Source organism: Paenimyroides tangerinum (assembly GCF_003865405.1).
Lineage (GTDB): Bacteria > Bacteroidota > Bacteroidia > Flavobacteriales > Flavobacteriaceae > Flavobacterium > Flavobacterium tangerinum.
Map to the genome: position 1 here is coordinate 17,232 of NZ_RQVQ01000028.1, position 19,916 is coordinate 37,147.

The 19,916-nt window shown below is 30.6% G+C and carries 15 protein-coding genes and 1 pseudogene; 10 read left to right on the top strand and 6 right to left on the bottom strand.

Going from position 1 to position 19,916, the window contains the following annotated elements; translation table 11 throughout:
* The first annotated feature begins 1,878 nt into the window (after positions 1-1,878).
* From EG240_RS11760 to EG240_RS16505, 6 genes are all read left to right on the top strand, one after another.
* A complete protein-coding gene (locus tag EG240_RS11760) occupies positions 1,879-4,866 on the top strand; it encodes a SusC/RagA family TonB-linked outer membrane protein (RefSeq protein WP_125019588.1) in 2,988 nt (995 codons plus the stop codon).
* Between the two features lie 17 nt (positions 4,867-4,883).
* Complete coding sequence (locus tag EG240_RS11765; RefSeq protein ID WP_125019589.1) at positions 4,884-6,248, top strand: RagB/SusD family nutrient uptake outer membrane protein; 1,365 nt, start codon at positions 4,884-4,886, stop codon at positions 6,246-6,248.
* Complete coding sequence (locus tag EG240_RS11770; protein WP_125019590.1) at positions 6,238-8,763, top strand: alpha/beta hydrolase family protein; 2,526 nt, start codon at positions 6,238-6,240, stop codon at positions 8,761-8,763. The genes EG240_RS11765 and EG240_RS11770 overlap by 11 nt, the downstream gene beginning before the upstream one ends.
* Positions 8,764-8,873: 110 nt before the next feature.
* Positions 8,874-9,113, top strand: a complete 240-nt coding sequence (locus EG240_RS11775; protein ID WP_125019591.1) for a hypothetical protein — start codon at positions 8,874-8,876, stop codon at positions 9,111-9,113.
* Positions 9,101-9,286, top strand: coding sequence for a hypothetical protein (locus tag EG240_RS11780; RefSeq protein WP_125019592.1), 186 nt, complete (start codon positions 9,101-9,103; stop codon positions 9,284-9,286). The genes EG240_RS11775 and EG240_RS11780 overlap by 13 nt, the downstream gene beginning before the upstream one ends.
* 205 nt (positions 9,287-9,491) lie before the next feature.
* On the top strand, positions 9,492-9,632 hold the full coding sequence (locus tag EG240_RS16505; protein ID WP_158612021.1) for a hypothetical protein: 141 nt from the start codon (positions 9,492-9,494) through the stop codon (positions 9,630-9,632).
* A gap of 41 nt (positions 9,633-9,673) precedes the next feature.
* On the opposite strand, the gene EG240_RS11785 is transcribed toward EG240_RS16505, so the two are convergent.
* The 5 genes from EG240_RS11785 to EG240_RS11805 all read right to left on the bottom strand — a co-directional run bounded on the left by EG240_RS11785 (position 9,674) and on the right by EG240_RS11805 (position 13,299).
* Positions 9,674-9,970, bottom strand: coding sequence for a DUF6520 family protein (locus EG240_RS11785; protein WP_125019593.1), 297 nt, complete (start codon positions 9,968-9,970; stop codon positions 9,674-9,676).
* 75 nt (positions 9,971-10,045) lie between these two features.
* Positions 10,046-10,363, bottom strand: a complete 318-nt coding sequence (locus EG240_RS11790) for a hypothetical protein (RefSeq protein WP_125019594.1) — start codon at positions 10,361-10,363, stop codon at positions 10,046-10,048.
* Between the two features lie 63 nt (positions 10,364-10,426).
* The gene (locus tag EG240_RS11795; protein ID WP_397337856.1) at positions 10,427-11,875 is read right to left on the bottom strand and encodes a MauE/DoxX family redox-associated membrane protein; all 1,449 of its coding nucleotides are present in this window, start codon (positions 11,873-11,875) and stop codon (positions 10,427-10,429) included.
* A 129-nt stretch (positions 11,876-12,004) separates the two neighbouring features.
* On the bottom strand, positions 12,005-12,913 hold the full coding sequence (locus EG240_RS11800) for a helix-turn-helix transcriptional regulator (protein ID WP_125019596.1): 909 nt from the start codon (positions 12,911-12,913) through the stop codon (positions 12,005-12,007).
* A 5-nt stretch (positions 12,914-12,918) separates the two neighbouring features.
* On the bottom strand, positions 12,919-13,299 hold the full coding sequence (locus tag EG240_RS11805) for a DUF7793 family protein (RefSeq protein WP_125019597.1): 381 nt from the start codon (positions 13,297-13,299) through the stop codon (positions 12,919-12,921).
* A 184-nt stretch (positions 13,300-13,483) separates the two neighbouring features.
* Here EG240_RS11805 and EG240_RS11810 point away from each other — a divergent pair, with 184 nt between their 5' ends.
* Together EG240_RS11810 and EG240_RS11815 are read left to right on the top strand one after the other, a co-directional pair.
* Positions 13,484-15,877, top strand: coding sequence for an aminotransferase class I/II-fold pyridoxal phosphate-dependent enzyme (locus EG240_RS11810; RefSeq protein ID WP_125019598.1), 2,394 nt, complete (start codon positions 13,484-13,486; stop codon positions 15,875-15,877).
* Between the two features lie 118 nt (positions 15,878-15,995).
* On the top strand, positions 15,996-16,844 hold the full coding sequence (locus EG240_RS11815; RefSeq protein WP_125019599.1) for an RteC domain-containing protein: 849 nt from the start codon (positions 15,996-15,998) through the stop codon (positions 16,842-16,844).
* A 98-nt stretch (positions 16,845-16,942) separates the two neighbouring features.
* Here EG240_RS11815 and mobC read toward each other — a convergent pair whose 3' ends face one another.
* On the bottom strand, positions 16,943-18,940 hold the full coding sequence (mobC, locus tag EG240_RS11820; protein WP_125019600.1) for a conjugal transfer protein MobC: 1,998 nt from the start codon (positions 18,938-18,940) through the stop codon (positions 16,943-16,945).
* A 136-nt stretch (positions 18,941-19,076) separates the two neighbouring features.
* Between mobC and EG240_RS11825 the strand changes: the two genes are divergently transcribed.
* On the top strand, positions 19,077-19,688 hold the full coding sequence (locus EG240_RS11825; RefSeq protein WP_125019601.1) for an SCO family protein: 612 nt from the start codon (positions 19,077-19,079) through the stop codon (positions 19,686-19,688).
* Positions 19,689-19,916, top strand: a pseudogene (locus tag EG240_RS16710) (hypothetical protein); the annotation flags it as partial.

Below are 19,916 nucleotides of genomic sequence, written 5' to 3' on the forward strand. Positions count from 1 at the left end.
TTAAGCTATTGCTTAGAATCTTGTAATAGAAAACTGGTAATTTTTAAAACACACAAGATGATAAGTAAATTAGCTCACGACCTAGGCGTGAGCTCACTTATCTGTGTGTAAGGTATACCAGTACCTCTATTACGGATTTGTTGAGTTTCATGCCTTTTTTATGCTTTATACTCAACCACCGATGGTTATAGTGCCAAGTACACGCGCTACTGTTTTATAAATTTTCATTTTTTACATTTTAATTTCATAGCTTTTTTGCTACAACTAAACTTGTGGTAATTATGAAGTAGTATACTATAAATTTTTACATTTTTGTCATTAAAACAATAATCAAAAACAAAACAAGCCTACTTTCTTTATGAGAAAGCTGGGGGCCTGAATTTTCAAATTATATTACGAAAAAGAAAATCATTTTTATTAGAATTAGTTTATTAATGTTAAAACAATCGAACCACGCAAAATGACATTTCATAAGGTAGATTTATAAGTTTTTATATAAAAGTCGTGGTTCGGGCGTTTTTTTAGGGAATAGGGAGTAGGAAATGGAAAAATAATATTCTAAACTAATAACTAAAAGCTAAAGACTAAAAATTAAAAACACTTATATATTTTTTATTTAGTTAGTTACAGAGCAAAGTACACAGTTATGATAAAAATAAAGTTTAACCCGCTAGGTTCTAGTTTGAGACGGATTAACTGTGTACGGAAGCTCTTGAATTTGGGAAAAGGGAATTTGGGAATAAAAACTAAAAAACAAAACCGAAAAATATTCTAAATATCAACTACATAGATACTAAATAGATAAAGCATAGATACCCTATAGATAGAGCATGAATTACTTTTTAATAAAAAATGATAAATCATAGAATTTTATTCTAATATTTTAAATTTTATTAGAATATTTCTCAAAATAGAATCGGGTATTTTTTAAGAAGTAGATAATCAAAGATAATGAATATTTGGGAATACATTAGGGAACAAGGAAATAGGGAAAAGAGAATTGAATTTGCAGTATTTCGGTTAGGAAGTTATAAAGTTAGACGGTTATAAGGTGAGTAAGTGTAATAGGGAATAAGGAATATGGGAATAGGGAATCATCTTATTAATGTCACCCTGAACTCGTTTCAGGGTCTCATAAGCTAATCAGATGCGATTCTGCATCAATTGCAGCATGACAAAATGGAATATTTAGTACAAACAAAAACGTTCATTGAAAAACAAAACACAATATTCAGCAGAATCGTAAACCCGACATCAAAAACAATTATTTTTTTTATTGTCACCCTGAACTCGTTTCAGGGTCTCATAAGCTAATCAGATGCGATGCTGAACCAAGTTCAGCATGACAAAATAGAATATTAAGTACAAACAAAAACGTTCATTGAAAACAAAACAAAATATTAAGTAGAATCGTAAACCCGACATCAAAAAGAAATACGTTAAGAAAATGAAGCTTTTTGCGTAAAGAATCATTTGACTGACTGAAGCGAAGCAAGATTCAAATGATTTAGAAAAATGCGCGCATTTTTAGAATTTCTTTTTGCAGTCTTGATCTTTTGTAACTTTTGCATCAAGGCAAAAGTTAAAATAAAAAATACAAGAGTCTAAAATGTTCTATTAAAATCTAAACAAACTCTTAGAAATTTAATGCCATACTGACCCGAGCTTGCGAACTGTACGGAGTAAATCAATTGAAGCATGACAAAATAGAATATGAAGTACAAACAAAAATGCTCATTAAAGAACAAAACATACTATTAACACCTAAAAATTCAAAATAACAAAACATAAAAAAAAATCCCCCTGAACAAAGTTTGGCGACCATATCAGGGAGATAAATATTAATCAACTCGAATTATTAATTAACATTACAAAAGTATGAAAAAAATTACTTTTACAGCACTAACCGTACCCCTAACGTACGTGCTAATTTTGCTGTTGTGTAGTTTAAAAACCTACGCACAAGAAAAAACACTAACTCTAAGCGGAGTAGTGAAAGATGTCAACGGACCACTAGCTGGAGTACTCGTGTGGCAAACCGATACCGAAAATGGTACCCAAACCAACGAATTGGGATTCTATACCATTCAAATTCCAACAAATACTCAAGTAACTTTTGATTATCTAGGTTATAAACCACAAACGTTTATTGTAAAAACCAGCACCTTAAATGTTACGCTGGTAGCAGATGAAAACACGCTTGACGAAATGGTAATCAATGCAGGATACTATACCGTAAAAGACAAAGAACGTACCGGGAGTATAAGTAAAATTACTGCAAAAGAAATTGGACAACAACCAGTTGCCAACCCACTGGCCGCTATGCAAGGACGTATGGCAGGGGTAAACATTACGCAGAATAGTGGTGTCCCTGGCGGTGGCTTCGATATACAAATAAGAGGGCGCAACAGTTTAAGAACCGAGGGAAACGCGCCCTTGTATATCGTTGATGGAGTACCATTTAATGCACAACCTGCTTCAGATGCTTATGTTTCTTCGTTAGTGATTCCCTTGGGTAATATTAGCCCACTAAATACAATTAATCCGAATGATATTGAAAGTATTGAAATTTTAAAAGATGCAGATGCAACAGCCATTTACGGATCTCGTGGAGCTAATGGTGTGGTTCTAATCACTACAAAGAAAGGTGATAATAATCGAACAAGTATTGCAATTCAGTCAGTTACAAGTATAAGTAATCTTGCAAATGAAATGAAATTGATGAATACACAACAGTATGTTAAGATGAGAAATGATGCTTTTATAAACGATGGGTTAACGCCTACAGCATACGATTATGATGTAAATGGTACTTGGGGAGATAAAAGAGATACCAATTGGCAAAAAAAGTTTCTTGGAAATACGGCTGTTTCTCAAAACACACAATTTTCATTTAACGGTGGTTCAGGTAAAATGAATTACCTGTTTAGTGGAAGTCATCGTAAAGATGAAACTGTTTTTCCTGGCGATTTTGGTTACAAACGAACTAATTTTTTTCTAGTGGTTAATCAAATCTCTAAGGATGATCGTTTTCAGTTTCAAGCTACAGTCCAAAATAGCAATCAAAAAAATAATTTAATGGCTTATGACTTTACTAATGAATTATACTTGGCACCTAATGCCCCAGATTTATATGATGCTGCTGGTAATTTAAATTGGGAAAATAATACGTTTGAAAATCCGTTAGCAAAACTAAATGCGAAATTTAAATACGATTCTCAAAATTTTTTAGGTAATATAATGCTTAAATATAAATTGAGTAATAGCTTACAAGTGAGTATGTCTGGTGGTTTAACGCAGGGGCAAACCAATGAATTTCGAACTGCACCTGCTACAGTTTATAATCCTGCCTATGGCCTAACTAGTGAATATTCTATATTAACATCTTCTAAAAGCTCAAGTAACACTTGGATTCTCGAACCTGGTATACGCTGGTTTCAAGAAGGAAATATTAGTAAATGGGATGTTTTTTTGGGTGCTACATTTGAAGAACGTAAACAAACAATATTTCGCTTAGATGCTTTTAACTTTACTTCTGATGATTTAATCTATAATGCAGCTAATGCAGCAACCCAACAAATACTTAAAGATTCTGATCTGGCTTATCGTTACCATGCTGTTTATGCTAGGGTTAATTATAACTTATTAGATAAATATTTTTTTAATGCTACTGCTCGTCGTGATGGGTCAAGTCGATTCGGTAATAACAACCGTTTTGCAAATTTTGGTGCCCTTGGTTTTGCATGGTTATTTAGTAGAGAAGATTTCTTAGCAGATGCTTCTTGGTTAAATTTCGGTAAATTAAGAGGTAGTTACGGAGTAACAGGTAGTGATTTAATTGGCGATTATCAATATTTAAATACCTACGGTATTGGAAGTTATCCTTATGATGGTTTGGTTGGTTTAGAACCTTTACGTTTATACAACCCCGATTTTAGTTGGGAAACGAATAAAAAATTTGAAGCAGCATTAGAACTTGAGTTTTTTAATGGAAGAGTAGCTACAAGTATTGCACATTATCGCAACCGATCTTCAAACCAATTGGTAGGTATTCCACTCCCTGGTACTACTGGTTTTACTAGTGTACAAGCTAACTTAAATGCAACGGTTGAAAATACGGGCTGGGAATTTACCTTGCGTCCTATCTTATTTTCCACACCAAATTTTTCATGGAATTTAAATATTAACCTAACGTTTCCTAAAAATGAGTTGATCAATTTTCCAAACTTGGAGGAATCTACTTATGCGAATCAATTTGTAATCGGAGAACCTATCTCTATCCGCAAGGTATATAATTATTTGGGGGTAAACCCAGAAACAGGTTTATATGAAGTAGAAGATGTAAATAACGATGGCGTAATAAATAATTCCGACCGTACTGCTGTAGTTAAGCTAAATCCTGAATTTTATGGAGGTGTTGCTAGTAGTATCCAATACAAATCATGGTCTTTTGATTTCTTAGTTCAGTTTGTAAAGCAGATAGGTTATTCACCTGATTATAACACGAATTTTTTAGGAAGTATGCAAAATCAACCCACAGAGCTTTTAGATTATTGGTCTCCAGAAAACACTACTGCTAAGCATCAATTACCAACCACAGGTGCTAATGGTGCAGCGGTGCAAGCCAATCAATATTATAAATTAAGTAATGGGGTCTTTACCAATACTTCGTTTGTTAGACTTAAAAATGTTCAAGTTGCTTATAACATGAATGTAAATAAAGATAAAAATCGTCAATTAAAAATATTTGCTCAAGGGCAAAATTTATTCACTATAACACCTTACAAAGGTCTTGATCCTGAAACCAACGGTGGTTTTCTTCCTGTTTTAAGAACTTTTGCACTAGGTTTTGAATTTATATTTTAATATTAAATAATTTGATTATGAAACGTTTAATAATATTAGCCTGCATGTTGATAGGGATATTACATTTAGTAGGCTGTGAAGATTTTTTAGAAGTTCCTGCTCCTAAAGATCAAATAGATATCGACAAAGTATTTAATGACGATAAAATGGCTACATCTGCATTAATGCAAGTATATACAGATTTAAGAAATAATGGGTTTTTGTGTGGTTCAAGAGGTGGTACTGGTTTTTTATTAGCTTGTTATACCGATGAATTAGAAGCGACAACTACTCAAATGCCAGATTTTAGAGTTTTTTATTTAGGAAATGTAAATGCAACTAATAGTGGCGCTGGTTTATTATGGAAAAATACCTATAAACAGATATATATGTTAAATAATATCATTGAAGGTGTAGATAAATCTGAAGTAATTTCAGAAAAAACTAAAAATCAATTAAAAGGCGAGGCAATCGCATTAAGAGGTATTTTACATTTTTACTTAACACAAACTTTTGCTGAAATTCCGTATGTTTTTACTACTGACTTTAGATGGAATACAACAATAGGTAAACAATCTGTTTCACAAGTGATGCAAAATGCCATTGATGATTTATTAATTGCAGAGCAATTGTTAAATGAAGAAATTACATCTTTTGAGAAAGTACGTATTAATAAATATGCTGTAAAAGGTTTTTTAGCTCGTATGTATTTATATGCAGAAAATTGGAATGAAGCTCAAAAATATGCACTTGACGTAATTACCCATTCGGGTACAAGTTTAGCAGCTTTAGATCAAGTATTTCTAAAAGAAAGTACTAGTACGCTTTGGCAACTAAAACCAGATGCAGAAGGTAAAAATACTTATGAAGCTGAAGCACATATTTTTATTAGTGAACCTGCTCCACAAGCTAAATTACAAAATGCATTAATAGCCTCTTTTGAGCCAAATGATTTAAGAAAAGAACTTTGGGTTAAAACCGTTGGTACTGGAAATAGTGCGCATGCTTTTAAGTACAAACAACGTGGGGCAACAGCAAATTCATTAGAATATTCTAAAATTATAAGATTAGAAGAAATGTATCTAATAACAGCCGAGGCTGCCGCTTATAATAACGATTGGAATTTATGTAACTCGATGTTAAATTCCTTACGTTCTCGTGCAGGTTTATCCGAATTAGAGATATTGGATAAGACTGTTGCACTTGCCAAGATTAAACAAGAAAGAAGGGTAGAATTGTTTTGTGAATTTGGTCATCGTTTTTATGATTTAAAACGTTATTCACTTTTATCCGAATTGACTTTAGTTAAACCAAATTGGCAAAATTATTTTCAAAACCTACCCATACCAGAGGCAGAATTATTATTGAACCCCAATTTAAAACCTCAAAATAATGGATATTAAGGATAACAATTTTCTTTTGAAATGCTTAATTCTTCTGTTTTGCTGTTCGTCTTTTGGACAGCAAAACTCTTTAAACCATGAAACTGTAGTAAATGATCAAATTGCACCATCGGGTAAATTCATATCATTTATAAAACTACAAAATCAAAAACGAGAACTTGTTATTAAGAACACATTAGATGGGGAAGAATTAAATTTTAAAAATATAGATGAACCTAGAGTATTGACAGATCGATATTTTTTAGGTCTAAATAGAACGGAAAACAAATTAATAATTCAAGATTTACAAAAAGGTATACTTCAAACAGAAGTTGATATTAGTGATTTTAGATGGTTTTCTAGTAAAAATATAGTGTTGATTTTTAATCCAATAGAGCAACTTATAAAGGTTAAAAATCTAAAATTGAATAAATTACTAGCTGTTTTTAACTACAAAAATTATTTTTTTATAAACAACGATCAAAATCTTATTATTGAAACACAGCAAGGAGAATGGATTAATTACGATGTGATTGAAAATCAAATAAATAGAATCGATATCTCAGGTTTATTTGGTACCACAAAAAATGTACTTTGGAACGTAGATTTAAAAAAATACGTCTTTATAAATCAAGATCAAGCAAACCTATACTTATACGCTACTTCTATTAAACATAATTTATTAGAGCAGATTATAAGTATTCCTCTTGAAAATGAAGCTTTGAAAACAGAAATTGATCTTTCTTTTTACCGTTTTCAGTTTTTAGAACCTAATAAATTAGCTATACACATTAAAAATAAATCAGACATTCTTCTAAACAAAGGGCCTGAAATTTGGCTAGGAAATAAAAAAGGGAAAGGCTCTAAAGACGATAATAGAAAAGATTATGCAGGTTTGTTTTTAGTTGATTTAGAAAATAAAACCACTAGTTTTAAACCCATTGAAAATGAGAATCAGCAATACATACTGGGCAAATACCCAAATTATCTTTACCTTAGAACTTATTTCGATGATTTAACTACGTACGAACCAAAAGCTAGTTTTGAGTTCTTTAATGTCGAAAACACAAATTTAAATACTGAAGAATTAAAAGATTTGAATCCTGCTACGATTGCCGATTTCAAACAATTTCCATTTATTTTATTTTTTAAGAATCAAAACTGGAACTTTTTAGACTTGAAAAATGGTATTATTTCTAATATTACTAATAGTGTAAAAGCTACCTTTTATGATACAAAGAATGAGTTTTATTTAATGGTTGATGATCCTATTTATCAACCTTTTCCAATTTACAAGAACCGCTACATTATTTTTAACGAGTTACATGATATTTATTTTTTTGATACCCAAACAAAAAAAATGGCTCGTAAAACAAATGGTTATAAAACAGATAGAATATACAGGTTGGCTCATACAACCTACAAAACAATTCCTTCTGATGGAGTTATGAATTCCGAACGTGTAATTAAACCAGAAGACGGTGTTTTATTACATTGGAATTCAAGTTTTTACGAAAGGGAAGGGCTTAGTATTTTGTATGATTCTTATACTAAAGATTTGTTTGAAGATAAGGCACGTTATACTCAAATGATTCGTAAGGGTAATTTCATAACTTATTTTAAAGAAAAATTCAATCAACCTCCAATTTTATATTTATATGATATTAAACTCAAAACGGAACGTGTAATGTACGAATCTAACCAATGGGATACAGAGATTAATAAGCAAGAATCTGTTTATGTGAAATGGAAGAATGAAGCAGGGGAGCAAAGAGGAGCCGTGGTGCGTTTTCCTATTAGCTATGATAAAAATAATAAATACCCTGCCTTGTTTAATATTTATGAACAGCGCATGCAAATACAAAATAGCTATACAAGTGATAAAAGAACTGGTAATGGTTATAATTATAGAGATTATACTTCTGATGGTTATTTTGTAATAGAACCCGATATTTATTACAAAATAGAAGATCCAGGTTTTAGTGCTGTACATTGTGTTTTAGATGCTTTTAACTATGTCATTGAGAATTTCAATATTGATAGCGATCACGTCGGACTCATAGGGCATTCATTTGGTGGTTATCAAACGAATTTCATACTTACACAAACAGATAAGTTTAAAGCAGCGGTTTCAAGTGGTGGCGTAGCCGATTTGCCATCGAGATATTTAGATATGAATAGTGATACCCAAAAACCAGATATGTGGCGACTAGAGACACAGCAATTAAGAATGGGTAAATCATTAGCAGAAATACCAGAGAAATATATTCAAAATTCAGCAACCACTCATGCAAAAAATGTAAAAACACCTTTGTTAATTTGGACAGGAAAAGAAGACAATCAAGTACACTGGCATAACAGTCTAGGGTGGTATTTATTACTTAAACGATTAAACAAAGATGTGAATTTATTGATGTATCCTAATACAGGGCATGTAATAATGAATGAAGATGATATCAATGATGTGGCTACTAAAGCAAAATCTTGGTTTGATTATTATTTAAAAAATGAAAATAGACCTAAATGGTTAGATTAATTGATTAGAATTATATTCTCATTGTTATTTGTAAATATTAATTTTAAACAAGGTTGACAAATGAGGTGTTTTCTTTATATTTTTAAAACTCACATGTAATTAGGTTTCTTATGGATAAAGAAACGAATGTATTAAAATTAGAAAATGTTGAATTATTAAGTCGTTTACCTAAAAAAGCATCTAAGAAAACAATGATTGTTTCTAAAGCATTAGATTTATCAGTCCAATATGTTCAAGGTAATCATATTGTAGAACGCAAAGCAGATGGTGAAATACGTAAAATAAAAAGAATAGAAAAGTTAGCACTACCAGAAGATCTTAAAAAAGGTGCTAAATTATGTCTAAAATAAAACGGTTACGTGTTTTTGCGGGGCCTAATGGTTCAGGTAAATCTACATTATTTGAAACGATATCGTCCAAATTTTATGTAGGTAATTTAATGAATTCCGATTTAATTGGAAGAGAAATTTCTGAAAGAGGTTTTATTGATCTTGACCGATATGGTTTAAAAGTCACTCCTTAAGATTTTGAATTATTTAAAAAGGTACCTGCTTCAATAACTTTGATTCAAAATCCATCTAGTAAAGGAAAAACTATTGATGTTAATTTGAAGACCCTTCAAATAATATTTCTAGAATCGAAAATAAACTTGAAATAGTTGAACATCCTATCGCTAAAGAAGATGTAGTAAGAAATTTTACAATCCCCTAAACAATTTAATTCCGCCTTTGAAATTGGTTGATAAGGCGTATGTATTTGATAATTCTTCTCAAGATATGCATTTATTTACTCAAATAAAAAATGGTGAATTAGAGATTGTTTCTGATTTCATTCCGAATTGGTTTATTACAGAATTATCAAAAATGTAAATATGTATAAAATTAGGGCTGCAATTGGCAGCCCTTTTTTGTTATAAATCTTTCTTGTACAAAATTCCAGTACACGTTACACCGTTGTTACTGATTTTCCATAATTGTCTATTTGATGAATCAGTACATACAGTATTTACTTCAGAATCTGAACATAATACATCTGTTATCATAACACAGCGTTGTCCTACAGGAGCACTTGCGTTATAATAGAAACCATGTGTTGTATCTGCAAATGGTTTCTCAATTTGCTTGTTTGCATTTGATGCAAAAGCACCTACTACGCCTAGTACAATTACACCGAATGGTATCAAGGCTTTTTTAAAATTGTTTTTCATAATATTAATTATTTAGTTGGTTTACTCTTTTATACAGGTTTTCAACCGTTAATCCCTGCTATTGGCCAATAGATTTTATTCTTGTAAGAGCTTTTTTTTAAGGGCTCTTTTTATTCTTTCAATGTATTTATCAATAAGATGTTCTTTACAATTTATTTCCTGCATTTCTATTAAATCGTAATAAGTTTCTAATTTGATTAGTGATTTCCATGCTTTTTGGTAGTACGCCTTTTTTCTTTTATCCGTAGTTTGATATTCTGCATAATTCAAATAAAAAGTTAATTTTAAAGCTGCTTTTTCAAATGCAGGTAATACAGCTATGTTTTCATCAGTAGACATGTGATAAAAAATAACATGTGAAGAAAGACCTCTTGCTAATTTGTACATACTCATAGTTCATATTGTTTTATTGTTTTTTTTATTTACTGAGAAAACCATTCAGCCCAATCTTCATTCCTAGTTCCCCAACTCATATCTTACTAACATATTTCCAACCAATCCATAGAAATACAAATCATTCAACACAAATTCTTTGATTTTATCTTTTTGATGGTCATACGCGTAAAAGCTGTACAAGTATTCGTTTTTGTTGTAATCGTAGACATCAATAATACTGGCTTGGTTCCACATACTTTTGGATTCATTTTTCCCTAATAATTCCGATTTTATGAATAGTTTACCATTGTGCGCGTAGGTTTTAGTATTTACTTTATGTGGAGGAGCTCCCATTTTCTTTGTTCCATCAGCTAATTGAGTAACTTTAATTTTAGCTAGGGTAGTGGTGTCAATGGTTTTACCCTTAGTGAATGTGTTCGATAATGCCTGATATACTAAATATTGATTTCGATACGTGTAAGTATAAATACCTTGATGTGTTTTTTGATCTGTAACCAATTGTCCATCGGTATCAAACACACCGTCAATTTGTTTTTGCAAAGCATCTTCAAAAAGTTCAAAAGTTACGGTATCTGTAACCACTAGTTTACCTAATACATGTTCGCCATTGCTAGCACGCTGACTCCTAAATAAAAAGGTGTTTTCTGTTAGAGGTTGTAATAGCGAAAAGTAGATGGTTTCTGTCATAAATTTATGGGCATACCAGTTGCTTGTATTTCCTCTATAGATGATGGGGATGCTTCCGTCACTTACAAAGAAGTTATTGTTTTGTACACGAACTAATAAACTACGGAAGGAACGTTCGGTTTCATCGAGCTTTATTTGATGTTCTACTTTCGTTTTTAAATCTTTAGAAACAGCTGTGATTAATAAGGGTGCAGTATAGTTTCCTAAATAAATGGTATCTGGGGTTAGCCCGGCTATATAATACGAATTGACACCTAAATCTAAATATTGTGCTTTGTCAATAGGATGCGGTAAAAATCGACGTACAAACGGATTTTCTTTTTTCATCAAATGCTCTGATGTAAAAAATAAGATAATAACAAGAAGGCAACTCGTAAAAATTGTTGCTATAACAACTACCACGGTACGTTTAATCTCGTAACGATACAATAGAATCAATACAGTAAGAATAGAAATAATAATATTAAACCAAAGGTGTTCGGTCCATCCCATTTTTTCTAATATACCACCACAAGAGCAGGGTACAAACGGACTGTAATTTAAGATAAGGTAAATGTAAATACTGAAGGCAATCATAAATCCCAAAAAAAGATAAAGACCCAATTTTTCAGTTTTACGAAAACAAAGCAGTACAGCAATTATAAGTTCACCTATAACAACGCCATAGGCTATGGTAGTTGCAAAGGCACTTAATAGAGGAGATTGTGCTATTTGTACTTGAAAATTTTCAAAGTCGATCAGTTTACTAATCGCGGTATACACAAAAAGTATAACAAAGAAGTAAATACTTAAAAGAGTTACATTTTTAATAATATTTTGCATGATATTATTGATTTTATTTTAGTAAAGTTCAATAATGTAATTTTATTTTAAATGCAGAATAAGAATTAAAAAATATAAAAAAAGGTTTATTTACAGCTGTTTTTTTGGTATTTTCAGTTATTTGTGGTTTTATTTTTGATGTTCTTTTTTTACTTTACAACGAACTTCTTTAGGAAGGATGTCAAAATAGGTTTTAAAGTAATTCACAAATGCAGAATACTGTGGGTAACCAACCATGACTGCGATTTCTTTGAAAGCCAATGTACTGGTTTCAATAAGTAAATAGGCATGTTTCATTCTTAGAGAAATAAAATATTCGTAAACAGAGGTCTGGTATTGTTCCTTAAAAAGTTTTTTTAGTTGATTGGAATTGATGCCAAATTGTTTACATATTTGATTTAAGGTCAGTTTTTTATGTAAGGGATAGTGATCTACAAATACCTTTACATCTTCAATGATAAACTCATTTCTTTTACGTTCTTTTAAACGATTGATTTCAAAATTTTCTGTCATAAAAGGTTTGAAGTGCCTAGAGTCTAAATACATTTGATATAAATTTATAACCAAAGTTTTATCATCATTCAAAGTAGTTATATTAAACATATAGTTTATATCAAATAAGGTAAGTGTTTGTTTGGAAAGTCCTGAAAAAAGCATTTTATTTTGAATCCTATCTTTCAAATAATCTGCTGTTTCTGAATCAATTAAGTCTAAGAAGTTTAAATTTTTAATATCATTAAAATGCAAGGATTGGTTAGTTATAAAATCATCACTTACGTTAGTGATTTTAAACTCTTTATTTACAAGGAAAACATATTGATTTACATATTTCTGAAACTCGTTTGGTTTTACAAAAGATAAATGAAGTAAACGATCACGCCATTCTTCATTCACCAGATTAAATAAAACTTCTAAACATTCAAATTCATCACCTAAATTTTGAATAAAAACCTGTTGATCTAATTTACCATTACCCAAATCAATAAGAGCTTCAATTAAATAATTCCATCTTTTTTTGCTAACAATTAATTCTTTCATATAAATTAAAGTTTTTTAATCGATTTAATGTAATCGATGGCTTCATTGATTGATTTAAAAAGCCTAGTAGGAGCTTTTGGATTATTAATTCTTATGTAGAAAAGTGCCATAGTGTACACTGTAGCGTTAGTAGACACCAGTGCTACATTGGCTAATAAATTAGAACCATAAGTTGATAAATAAGTTCGAGCTTCACTCTGAATTGATTTAACATCTGATATATCGCAGATAACATCAAAATTTGAAAAGGATTGAAATCGCAATCTATCTTGCACCAATTTCCTTGCTACATCATAGGTGATGTTCAAAGATTTCTTAAAAGTAATGTATAAGATTCGATCTCTTAATTTATAACCTGCATATTTATTTTCATAGTCATAATCCATAGTTTAATTTTAAGGGGTATGATAAACTTTTATAAAAATATCAATCTTTTCTATAAAATTTCAGTTTTTTAAACTTAAAAAATGCAATATAAGAACTAATAAGTATAAAAAAAGAATTAATTCAAAAGGTTGTAAAGTGATTTATCTGATTTATTATCAATTTTAAAATTCTAAAATTGATAATATGGCTAAAATTAATCACAATAATACCTACGATACGATTGATCGAGTTATTGAAAATGCAAAAAATAAACAGACGATTCATTTATATGCAGAGGATGAAATATTAAAAGGAGATTCACTTTGCATCAATGGAAAAAAACTATGGCATTTTGCTACAACTGGATATTTAGGTCTAGAACAGGACATTCGAATTAAGCAAGCTGCAGCAGAAGCTATCTTTAAATATGGGACGCAGTTCCCTTTATCTAAAACGTATATTTCGCATCCATTATACCGGACATTAGAACAAAAAATAGAGTTAATATATGAGGAACCAGTTATTATAGCGAAGAATAGTACGTTGGCTCATATGGCGGTTATACCACAAGCAATCAGTGATAATGATGTGGTTATACTTGATCATCAAGTGCATTGGAGTGTGCAAACAGCTTGTCAAATACTTAAAACCCGTGGTGTTCCGGTATTATTAATTCGACATAATAATATGGAACAGTTAGAAGATTATCTTGTTAAATATAAAGATAAGCATCAAAAAATTTGGTATATGGCTGATGGAATTTATTCCATGTATGGCGATCATGCGCCTATTGATAAATTAAAACAATTAATAAAAAAATATCCTTGTTTACATATTTATTTTGATGATGTACATGGGATGAGTTGGATTGGAGAAAGAGGAGCAGGGTTTGTAAAAAGTCATTGGAGTAAAATACCTGAAAATATGGTTTTGATCAGTACGTTAAGTAAAACTTTTGGAGCAAGTGGGGCTACCATAATTTGTGGAGACAAAGAATTGCAACAGAAAATTAAAAACTTTGGAGGTCCTCTTACTTTCTCAGCTCAGCTAGAGCCATCTGCTGTGGCTGCCGCTATTGCATCAGCCGATATTCATTTGAGTGGTGAAATAGATAAACACCAAAAAGAGTTAAATGAAAAAATTAATCTTTTTAAAAAATTACTCAGAAGTTACAATCTTCCACTGATTGCTTATACAAATACTCCTGTTTTTTATTTGGGAACAGCTTTACCAGAAACAGCTTATAGTTTAGTGAATCGCTTACAAAATAAAGGTTTTTTTGTGAATCCAGGGATATACCCTGCAGTTCCATTAAAGAATGCAGGTATTCGTATTACCATTTCCAATCACAACCAAATGGCTCAAATTGAAGAATTAGCAGCAGTTTTAAATACGGAATTTCCATTGGCACTAAAAGAAACGAATAACACTATTGAATATATTAACAAAGCTTTTGGCTTATCTACTAGAAGTGTTACTTTATCAGATTCAAACTTAAAGGTTTCTACTTTTAAAAGCATAAAAGAAATCGATAAAACGATTTGGAATTCTTTGTTAGGTAAAGATAATGCACTTGATTATGAAGGAATGCTATTTGTAGAATCGTATTTTGGAAACTTAGATAAAAAAAATCCAAACTGCATGGATTTTGGATACATAAAAATTGAATCACAAAAAGGACAAATTTTGGCACTTGCATCAGTTTCAATGGCTTTATGGAAGGAAGATATGTTATCGAATGTATTAGTTTCAGAAAAACTTGAAGAAATACGAAAAAAAGATCCATTTTTTTTAGTCAATAAAACCCTTAGTACAGGATCAACTTTTACAGAAGGCAATCACATGTATATGGATGCAAACTACAAGAACCAACGGGCATTGAAAGACGTTTTGCTGTATGCATTGGAACAAGAATTCAGTTTAAAAGAGGCGTCCAAAATGGTTTTAAGAGACTTTTTGAAAGGTGATACGCTTGGTAATTACTTCCTAGATAAAGGATATTTAATTATTGAGATGCCTCAAACTGCTATTTTTGAAGCTTTTGATTTTACAGCGAGTGACGACTTTGAAAATGTTTTAACTAAAAGATCCAAACGTCATTTTAAAAATGATATTCTACCGTATATTGATACATATGAAATAAAAATTAAAGAACAGCTTTCTGATTCGGAATTGCAAAAAGCTTACGAACTTTTTTTAAATGTTAAAGAAAATAATTTGGCAATAAATAACTTCACCTATGCCTTTGGACTTTTTGAAGCGATGAATAAAAATAACAATTGGTCATTTTTGCAAGCCTTAGACCCATTAAATCATGAGATGGTTGGTGTTGTTTTTTGTTATAAAAATGGAACTAATAATTCATTTAATCCTATTTTAATCGGTATGAGTGATTCAGACCAACATCGACTAATTTTATACAGACAGTTGCTATTCCAAACCATACTTTATGCTAAAAAAGAAAATTTCGAGAAAATTTATTTTGGTGTATCAGCCATTTTTGAAAAAAGAAAACTAGGAGCAAAGGTCTATGATAAAGAAGCTTATGTACAACTTATAGACCATTATGCGACTGATTTTTTAGAAAGTTTTAAATGATGTTTTAACTCTTGATTCATTTTGATCACAATTAGTTTTTCTAAGTTTTAAACACACTTTTTATTATTTTATTTCTAATTGTAACGTAAACCCCTGTTACTAATAAATAACTTTATTCATGAATGCTTTTAATGATAAATTGAATATAATTAGAAAAAAAGAACGAAAAATTTCTTTTACATCATCTAGTATTATAGAAGAATCATATCAAATGATTTTACTTCTAAAGGATTTACTTTTGGAATTAAAAACCATTGTATTAACAAAGGGTTTCAAAACAGAGATGGAAGAAATTTACTTCTTCAAAATAGTTAAACCTGAAGTTTTAGGAAAGCTTATCTATTACAATAAAGTATATCGTATTGAGACGGGTTGCCCTGTTAACAACGGAAAGTTATTTATAAAATACTTCACTAAACATTTAGAGCAATTAAAAACAAGTTATAAAGAATATGTTTGTAATTCAGATTTTTATAAATATTACAAATCAAAAAGAACGGATTTAGATTCCAAATTTTTCAGACTAAATCAGATTGATTTACATGGAGGATTAAACAGTATAGTTTTTGAAATTGATGAAAAATTTTCGACTTATTATGATTACAAAGTATCGAGAATCATATCAAATGATTTATTATATGAATATTTAATTCAACGAATGGATTCCGAAGAAAAAACATCTATTTTTCAAAATCAGCCAGTAGATGGGTATAATAAAGATGTGTTTTGGACGGATTCTAAAAATGCATTGGTTGAGCTCATTTATGCTTTACATGCTTCTGGTGCAGTTTCAAACGGACGAGTCGGAATTTCAAAGATGAGTATGGTTTTTGAAATTATTTTTAGAGTAAAATTAGGCGATTTACATCATTCCTTTCATCGTATGAAAGACAGGTCAGGAAGTAAAACCGCATTCTTAGATCATCTAAAGGCTAATCTAGAAAAATACATGGATAAAGATTTGTAAAACATTGAAATATAATAACACAAAAAAAACTCTGTTAGTTTTTAAAACTTACAGAGTTTTATATTTTTTAAAAATAAGTTCTATGTTCTTAACTAAAATTAAGATTGAATCAAATGCTGTAAATGAGGATCATTTTTGATACGTTCCATTTCATTTTCAATAATGGAAACTATATCAGATTTAATCTGACGATAATTAGTATCTATTTGTTCTTTCATATTATCTTCTCCTAATTCATTTTTAAATGAACGTATTTTTGGTATTTGCTGGTAGGATTTAGTTTCAGATTTAACTTTTTCATTATCTACAACAATTTCAGCATGGAATATTTTTTGTTCGATACGTTCATCAAAATTATCTGATACAGATCCAACGAACATACCTTGAGTTAACGTTGAAATTTTTGAAGCGGGTATTAAGCTATCTAATTGAGTAGAAATTGAGGTTGATTTATCATTACGATTAATGGTTAAACTCTGTCTCTTTTGTAATATTTTTCCAAAACGTTCTGAAAGTGTTTTGGCTGTTTCTCCAACCACCTGACCACTGAAAATATTACCCACTGTATTTTGGATTACTTTAGCTTCTTTGTCTCCATAATCTCGAATCAATTGTGAAAAATCCTGAAATCCCAAACAAACTGCCACTTTATTACTTCTAGCAGTAGCTATAAGGTTATCTAAACCTCTGAAGTAAATCGTAGGAAGTTCGTCAATGATGACCGAACTTTTTAATTGTCCTTTTTTATTAATGAGCTTCACAATTCTTGAATTATATAAACCTAATGCGGCAGAGTAAATGTTTTGACGATCAGGATTATTACCTACACAAAGTATTTTTGGCTCTTGGGGATTATTGATATCCAATGTAAAATCGTCTCCCGTCATCACCCAATACAATTGCGGACTGATCATTCTTGATAACGGAATCTTTGCCGATGCAATTTGTCCTTGTAATTGGTCTTGAGCTCCGCCTTGCCACGCATCCATAAAAGGGGAGAGGTAGTTCTCTAAATCGGAGTAGGAAGTTAAAATGGTAAATACTTCCGAATACTTTTTATTTAATAATTCAATCGCATGTGGAAATGTACAATACTTTCCGTTTTCATATATTTTCAAATACCAAATAATAGCTGCAAGTAAAATAATAGGACTCTCCACAAAAAAATCTCCTTGTTTTTGAATCCAGCTACGGTTTAAATTCAACATAATGGTATAAGCCGCTTCATAGGCATCGGATATATCCGTCATAAAATCCGGATTGAGTGGATTACAACGATGACTTTTACTTGGATCATCAAAGTTGATTACATAAAATTTCGGTTGAATCTTATATTTGTAACGATGTATCAATAAATGATTGTAAGCAATGGTTGAAAGATCATCAAATTTAAAATCATAGATATACATCGAAAAACCTTTTTCAATCTGCTGCTTGATGAAATTATTAACCACAGCATAGGATTTTCCAGAACCTGGAGTACCTAAAACAATAGTTGCTCTAAACGGATTCACAATATTAATCCACCCATTGTTCCATTTTCCTTTATAATAAAATTTACTAGGTAGATTAACAGAATATTCGTTTTCCATTAATTTTGTTTCTTGCTGAAAACTTTCATTTTCATTATTGAAAACATCGTGCATAAGGTTAGTACGAAGCAATCGACTCATCCATAGCCCTGCCATCAGTAAAGCTATAAATCCTAACGAGATAGAAAGGATATACAGAAATGTACCTATTAAAGGAGGTAATTTTAGTAACGGTGTGCTCAGAAAAAACAATACAAAACCAACACCTAAAACAACATAAATTTTAGACCAGGTTATTTTTTCATTCTTAACACCTTTAGTTCCCAAACAGCTTAAAGCTAATAAAGTCAAAGCAAATACTTTGGTATAAAGTGTATGTCCAAATAAACCAGCTGTTCTATTGAAATTGCCTAATATCTTATTGATGATTTCTAATGTCCAACCACGTTCTAAAAAGAAACCGTAGCAGAACCAATACAGATGCATCAATACCAAAAGAATACTCACTGCCCTCATAAATGCCATTATTTTGGCTAAACCTCTTAAATCGTCTTCTCCTTGCATAATTTTAAAATTACATTTGAGAAAATTTAATAAAAAGGATGCTAGTTTTTAGATTATGGCATTCATTAGAAATAAGAGGTAGTGTTTTACTAATTTTATTAGTGTTTTAATAATTTTATAGATAAATTTGAAGTTTATGAAACCAGTTATTTTTCTTATCCTTCTCTGCATTGTTGCCAGCTGTTCTGAAAAATCAGAAAAGCTACCCTATTTAGGCAACCCGACCGTAATAAATAATGTCGAAACACAGCATAGTATAAAGGATTTTTCTTTTCTAAATCAGGATAGTTTAGTAGTTACCAACGACACATTTAAGAATAAAATTTATATAGCCGATTTCATTTTTTTAAGATGTCCTACCATTTGTCCGGTTATGAATATGGAACTTAAAAGAGTTTATGATGCTTTTAAGGACAACGATAATATATTATTTGTTTCACATACTGTTGACCCGGAAAATGATACTATTCCTGTACTGAAAGCTTATTCTGAAAATTTGGAAGTGAACCCTAAAAAATGGCATTTTTTATGGGGAGAGCAGAAAGACATTTTTGATATTGCCAAAAACAGTTATTTTACTCAAGCTTACGAGGATTTGGATGCTCCGGGAGGTTATGCCCATAGCGGAGGATTTATTTTAGTAGATAAAAATCGGCATATACGAGGTGTTTATGATGGAACCAATAGTGTTGATGTTGACAGATTAATAAAAGAAATTGTAATTTTGCTGAATGAAGAATCAAATTAGATGAAAAAAAGTATATTGTTCATATTACTTTTATCCTTTCTATACCAAAGCACATCAAGCATTTGGATTATTACTTCATTCTATATAAATCAAGATTATATTGCTAAAAACATCTGTATTAACAGATTTGATACTATTCCCGTATGTAACGGAAAATGTTTTTTAGAAAAAGAACTTTCTGCTGATGCAGAAAAAGAACAGCAAATACCAAATATTAAAAATAAAGAA

What these genes read in the sequence shown, in the direction of transcription:
- EG240_RS11810 (WP_125019598.1), top strand. Translation starts at nt 13,484, where the DNA reads ATGGCTAAAATTAATCACAATAATACCTACGATACGATTGATCGAGTT.
- EG240_RS11795 (WP_397337856.1), bottom strand. Translation starts at nt 11,875, where the DNA reads ATGCAAAATATTATTAAAAATGTAACTCTTTTAAGTATTTACTTCTTT.
- EG240_RS11765 (WP_125019589.1), top strand. Translation starts at nt 4,884, where the DNA reads ATGAAACGTTTAATAATATTAGCCTGCATGTTGATAGGGATATTACAT.
- EG240_RS11790 (WP_125019594.1), bottom strand. Translation starts at nt 10,363, where the DNA reads ATGAGTATGTACAAATTAGCAAGAGGTCTTTCTTCACATGTTATTTTT.
- EG240_RS11805 (WP_125019597.1), bottom strand. Translation starts at nt 13,299, where the DNA reads ATGGATTATGACTATGAAAATAAATATGCAGGTTATAAATTAAGAGAT.
- EG240_RS11815 (WP_125019599.1), top strand. Translation starts at nt 15,996, where the DNA reads ATGAATGCTTTTAATGATAAATTGAATATAATTAGAAAAAAAGAACGA.
- EG240_RS11775 (WP_125019591.1), top strand. Translation starts at nt 8,874, where the DNA reads ATGGATAAAGAAACGAATGTATTAAAATTAGAAAATGTTGAATTATTA.
- EG240_RS11780 (WP_125019592.1), top strand. Translation starts at nt 9,101, where the DNA reads ATGTCTAAAATAAAACGGTTACGTGTTTTTGCGGGGCCTAATGGTTCA.
- EG240_RS11800 (WP_125019596.1), bottom strand. Translation starts at nt 12,913, where the DNA reads ATGAAAGAATTAATTGTTAGCAAAAAAAGATGGAATTATTTAATTGAA.
- EG240_RS11785 (WP_125019593.1), bottom strand. Translation starts at nt 9,970, where the DNA reads ATGAAAAACAATTTTAAAAAAGCCTTGATACCATTCGGTGTAATTGTA.
- EG240_RS11825 (WP_125019601.1), top strand. Translation starts at nt 19,077, where the DNA reads ATGAAACCAGTTATTTTTCTTATCCTTCTCTGCATTGTTGCCAGCTGT.
- EG240_RS11760 (WP_125019588.1), top strand. Translation starts at nt 1,879, where the DNA reads ATGAAAAAAATTACTTTTACAGCACTAACCGTACCCCTAACGTACGTG.
- EG240_RS11770 (WP_125019590.1), top strand. Translation starts at nt 6,238, where the DNA reads ATGGATATTAAGGATAACAATTTTCTTTTGAAATGCTTAATTCTTCTG.
- mobC (WP_125019600.1), bottom strand. Translation starts at nt 18,940, where the DNA reads ATGCAAGGAGAAGACGATTTAAGAGGTTTAGCCAAAATAATGGCATTT.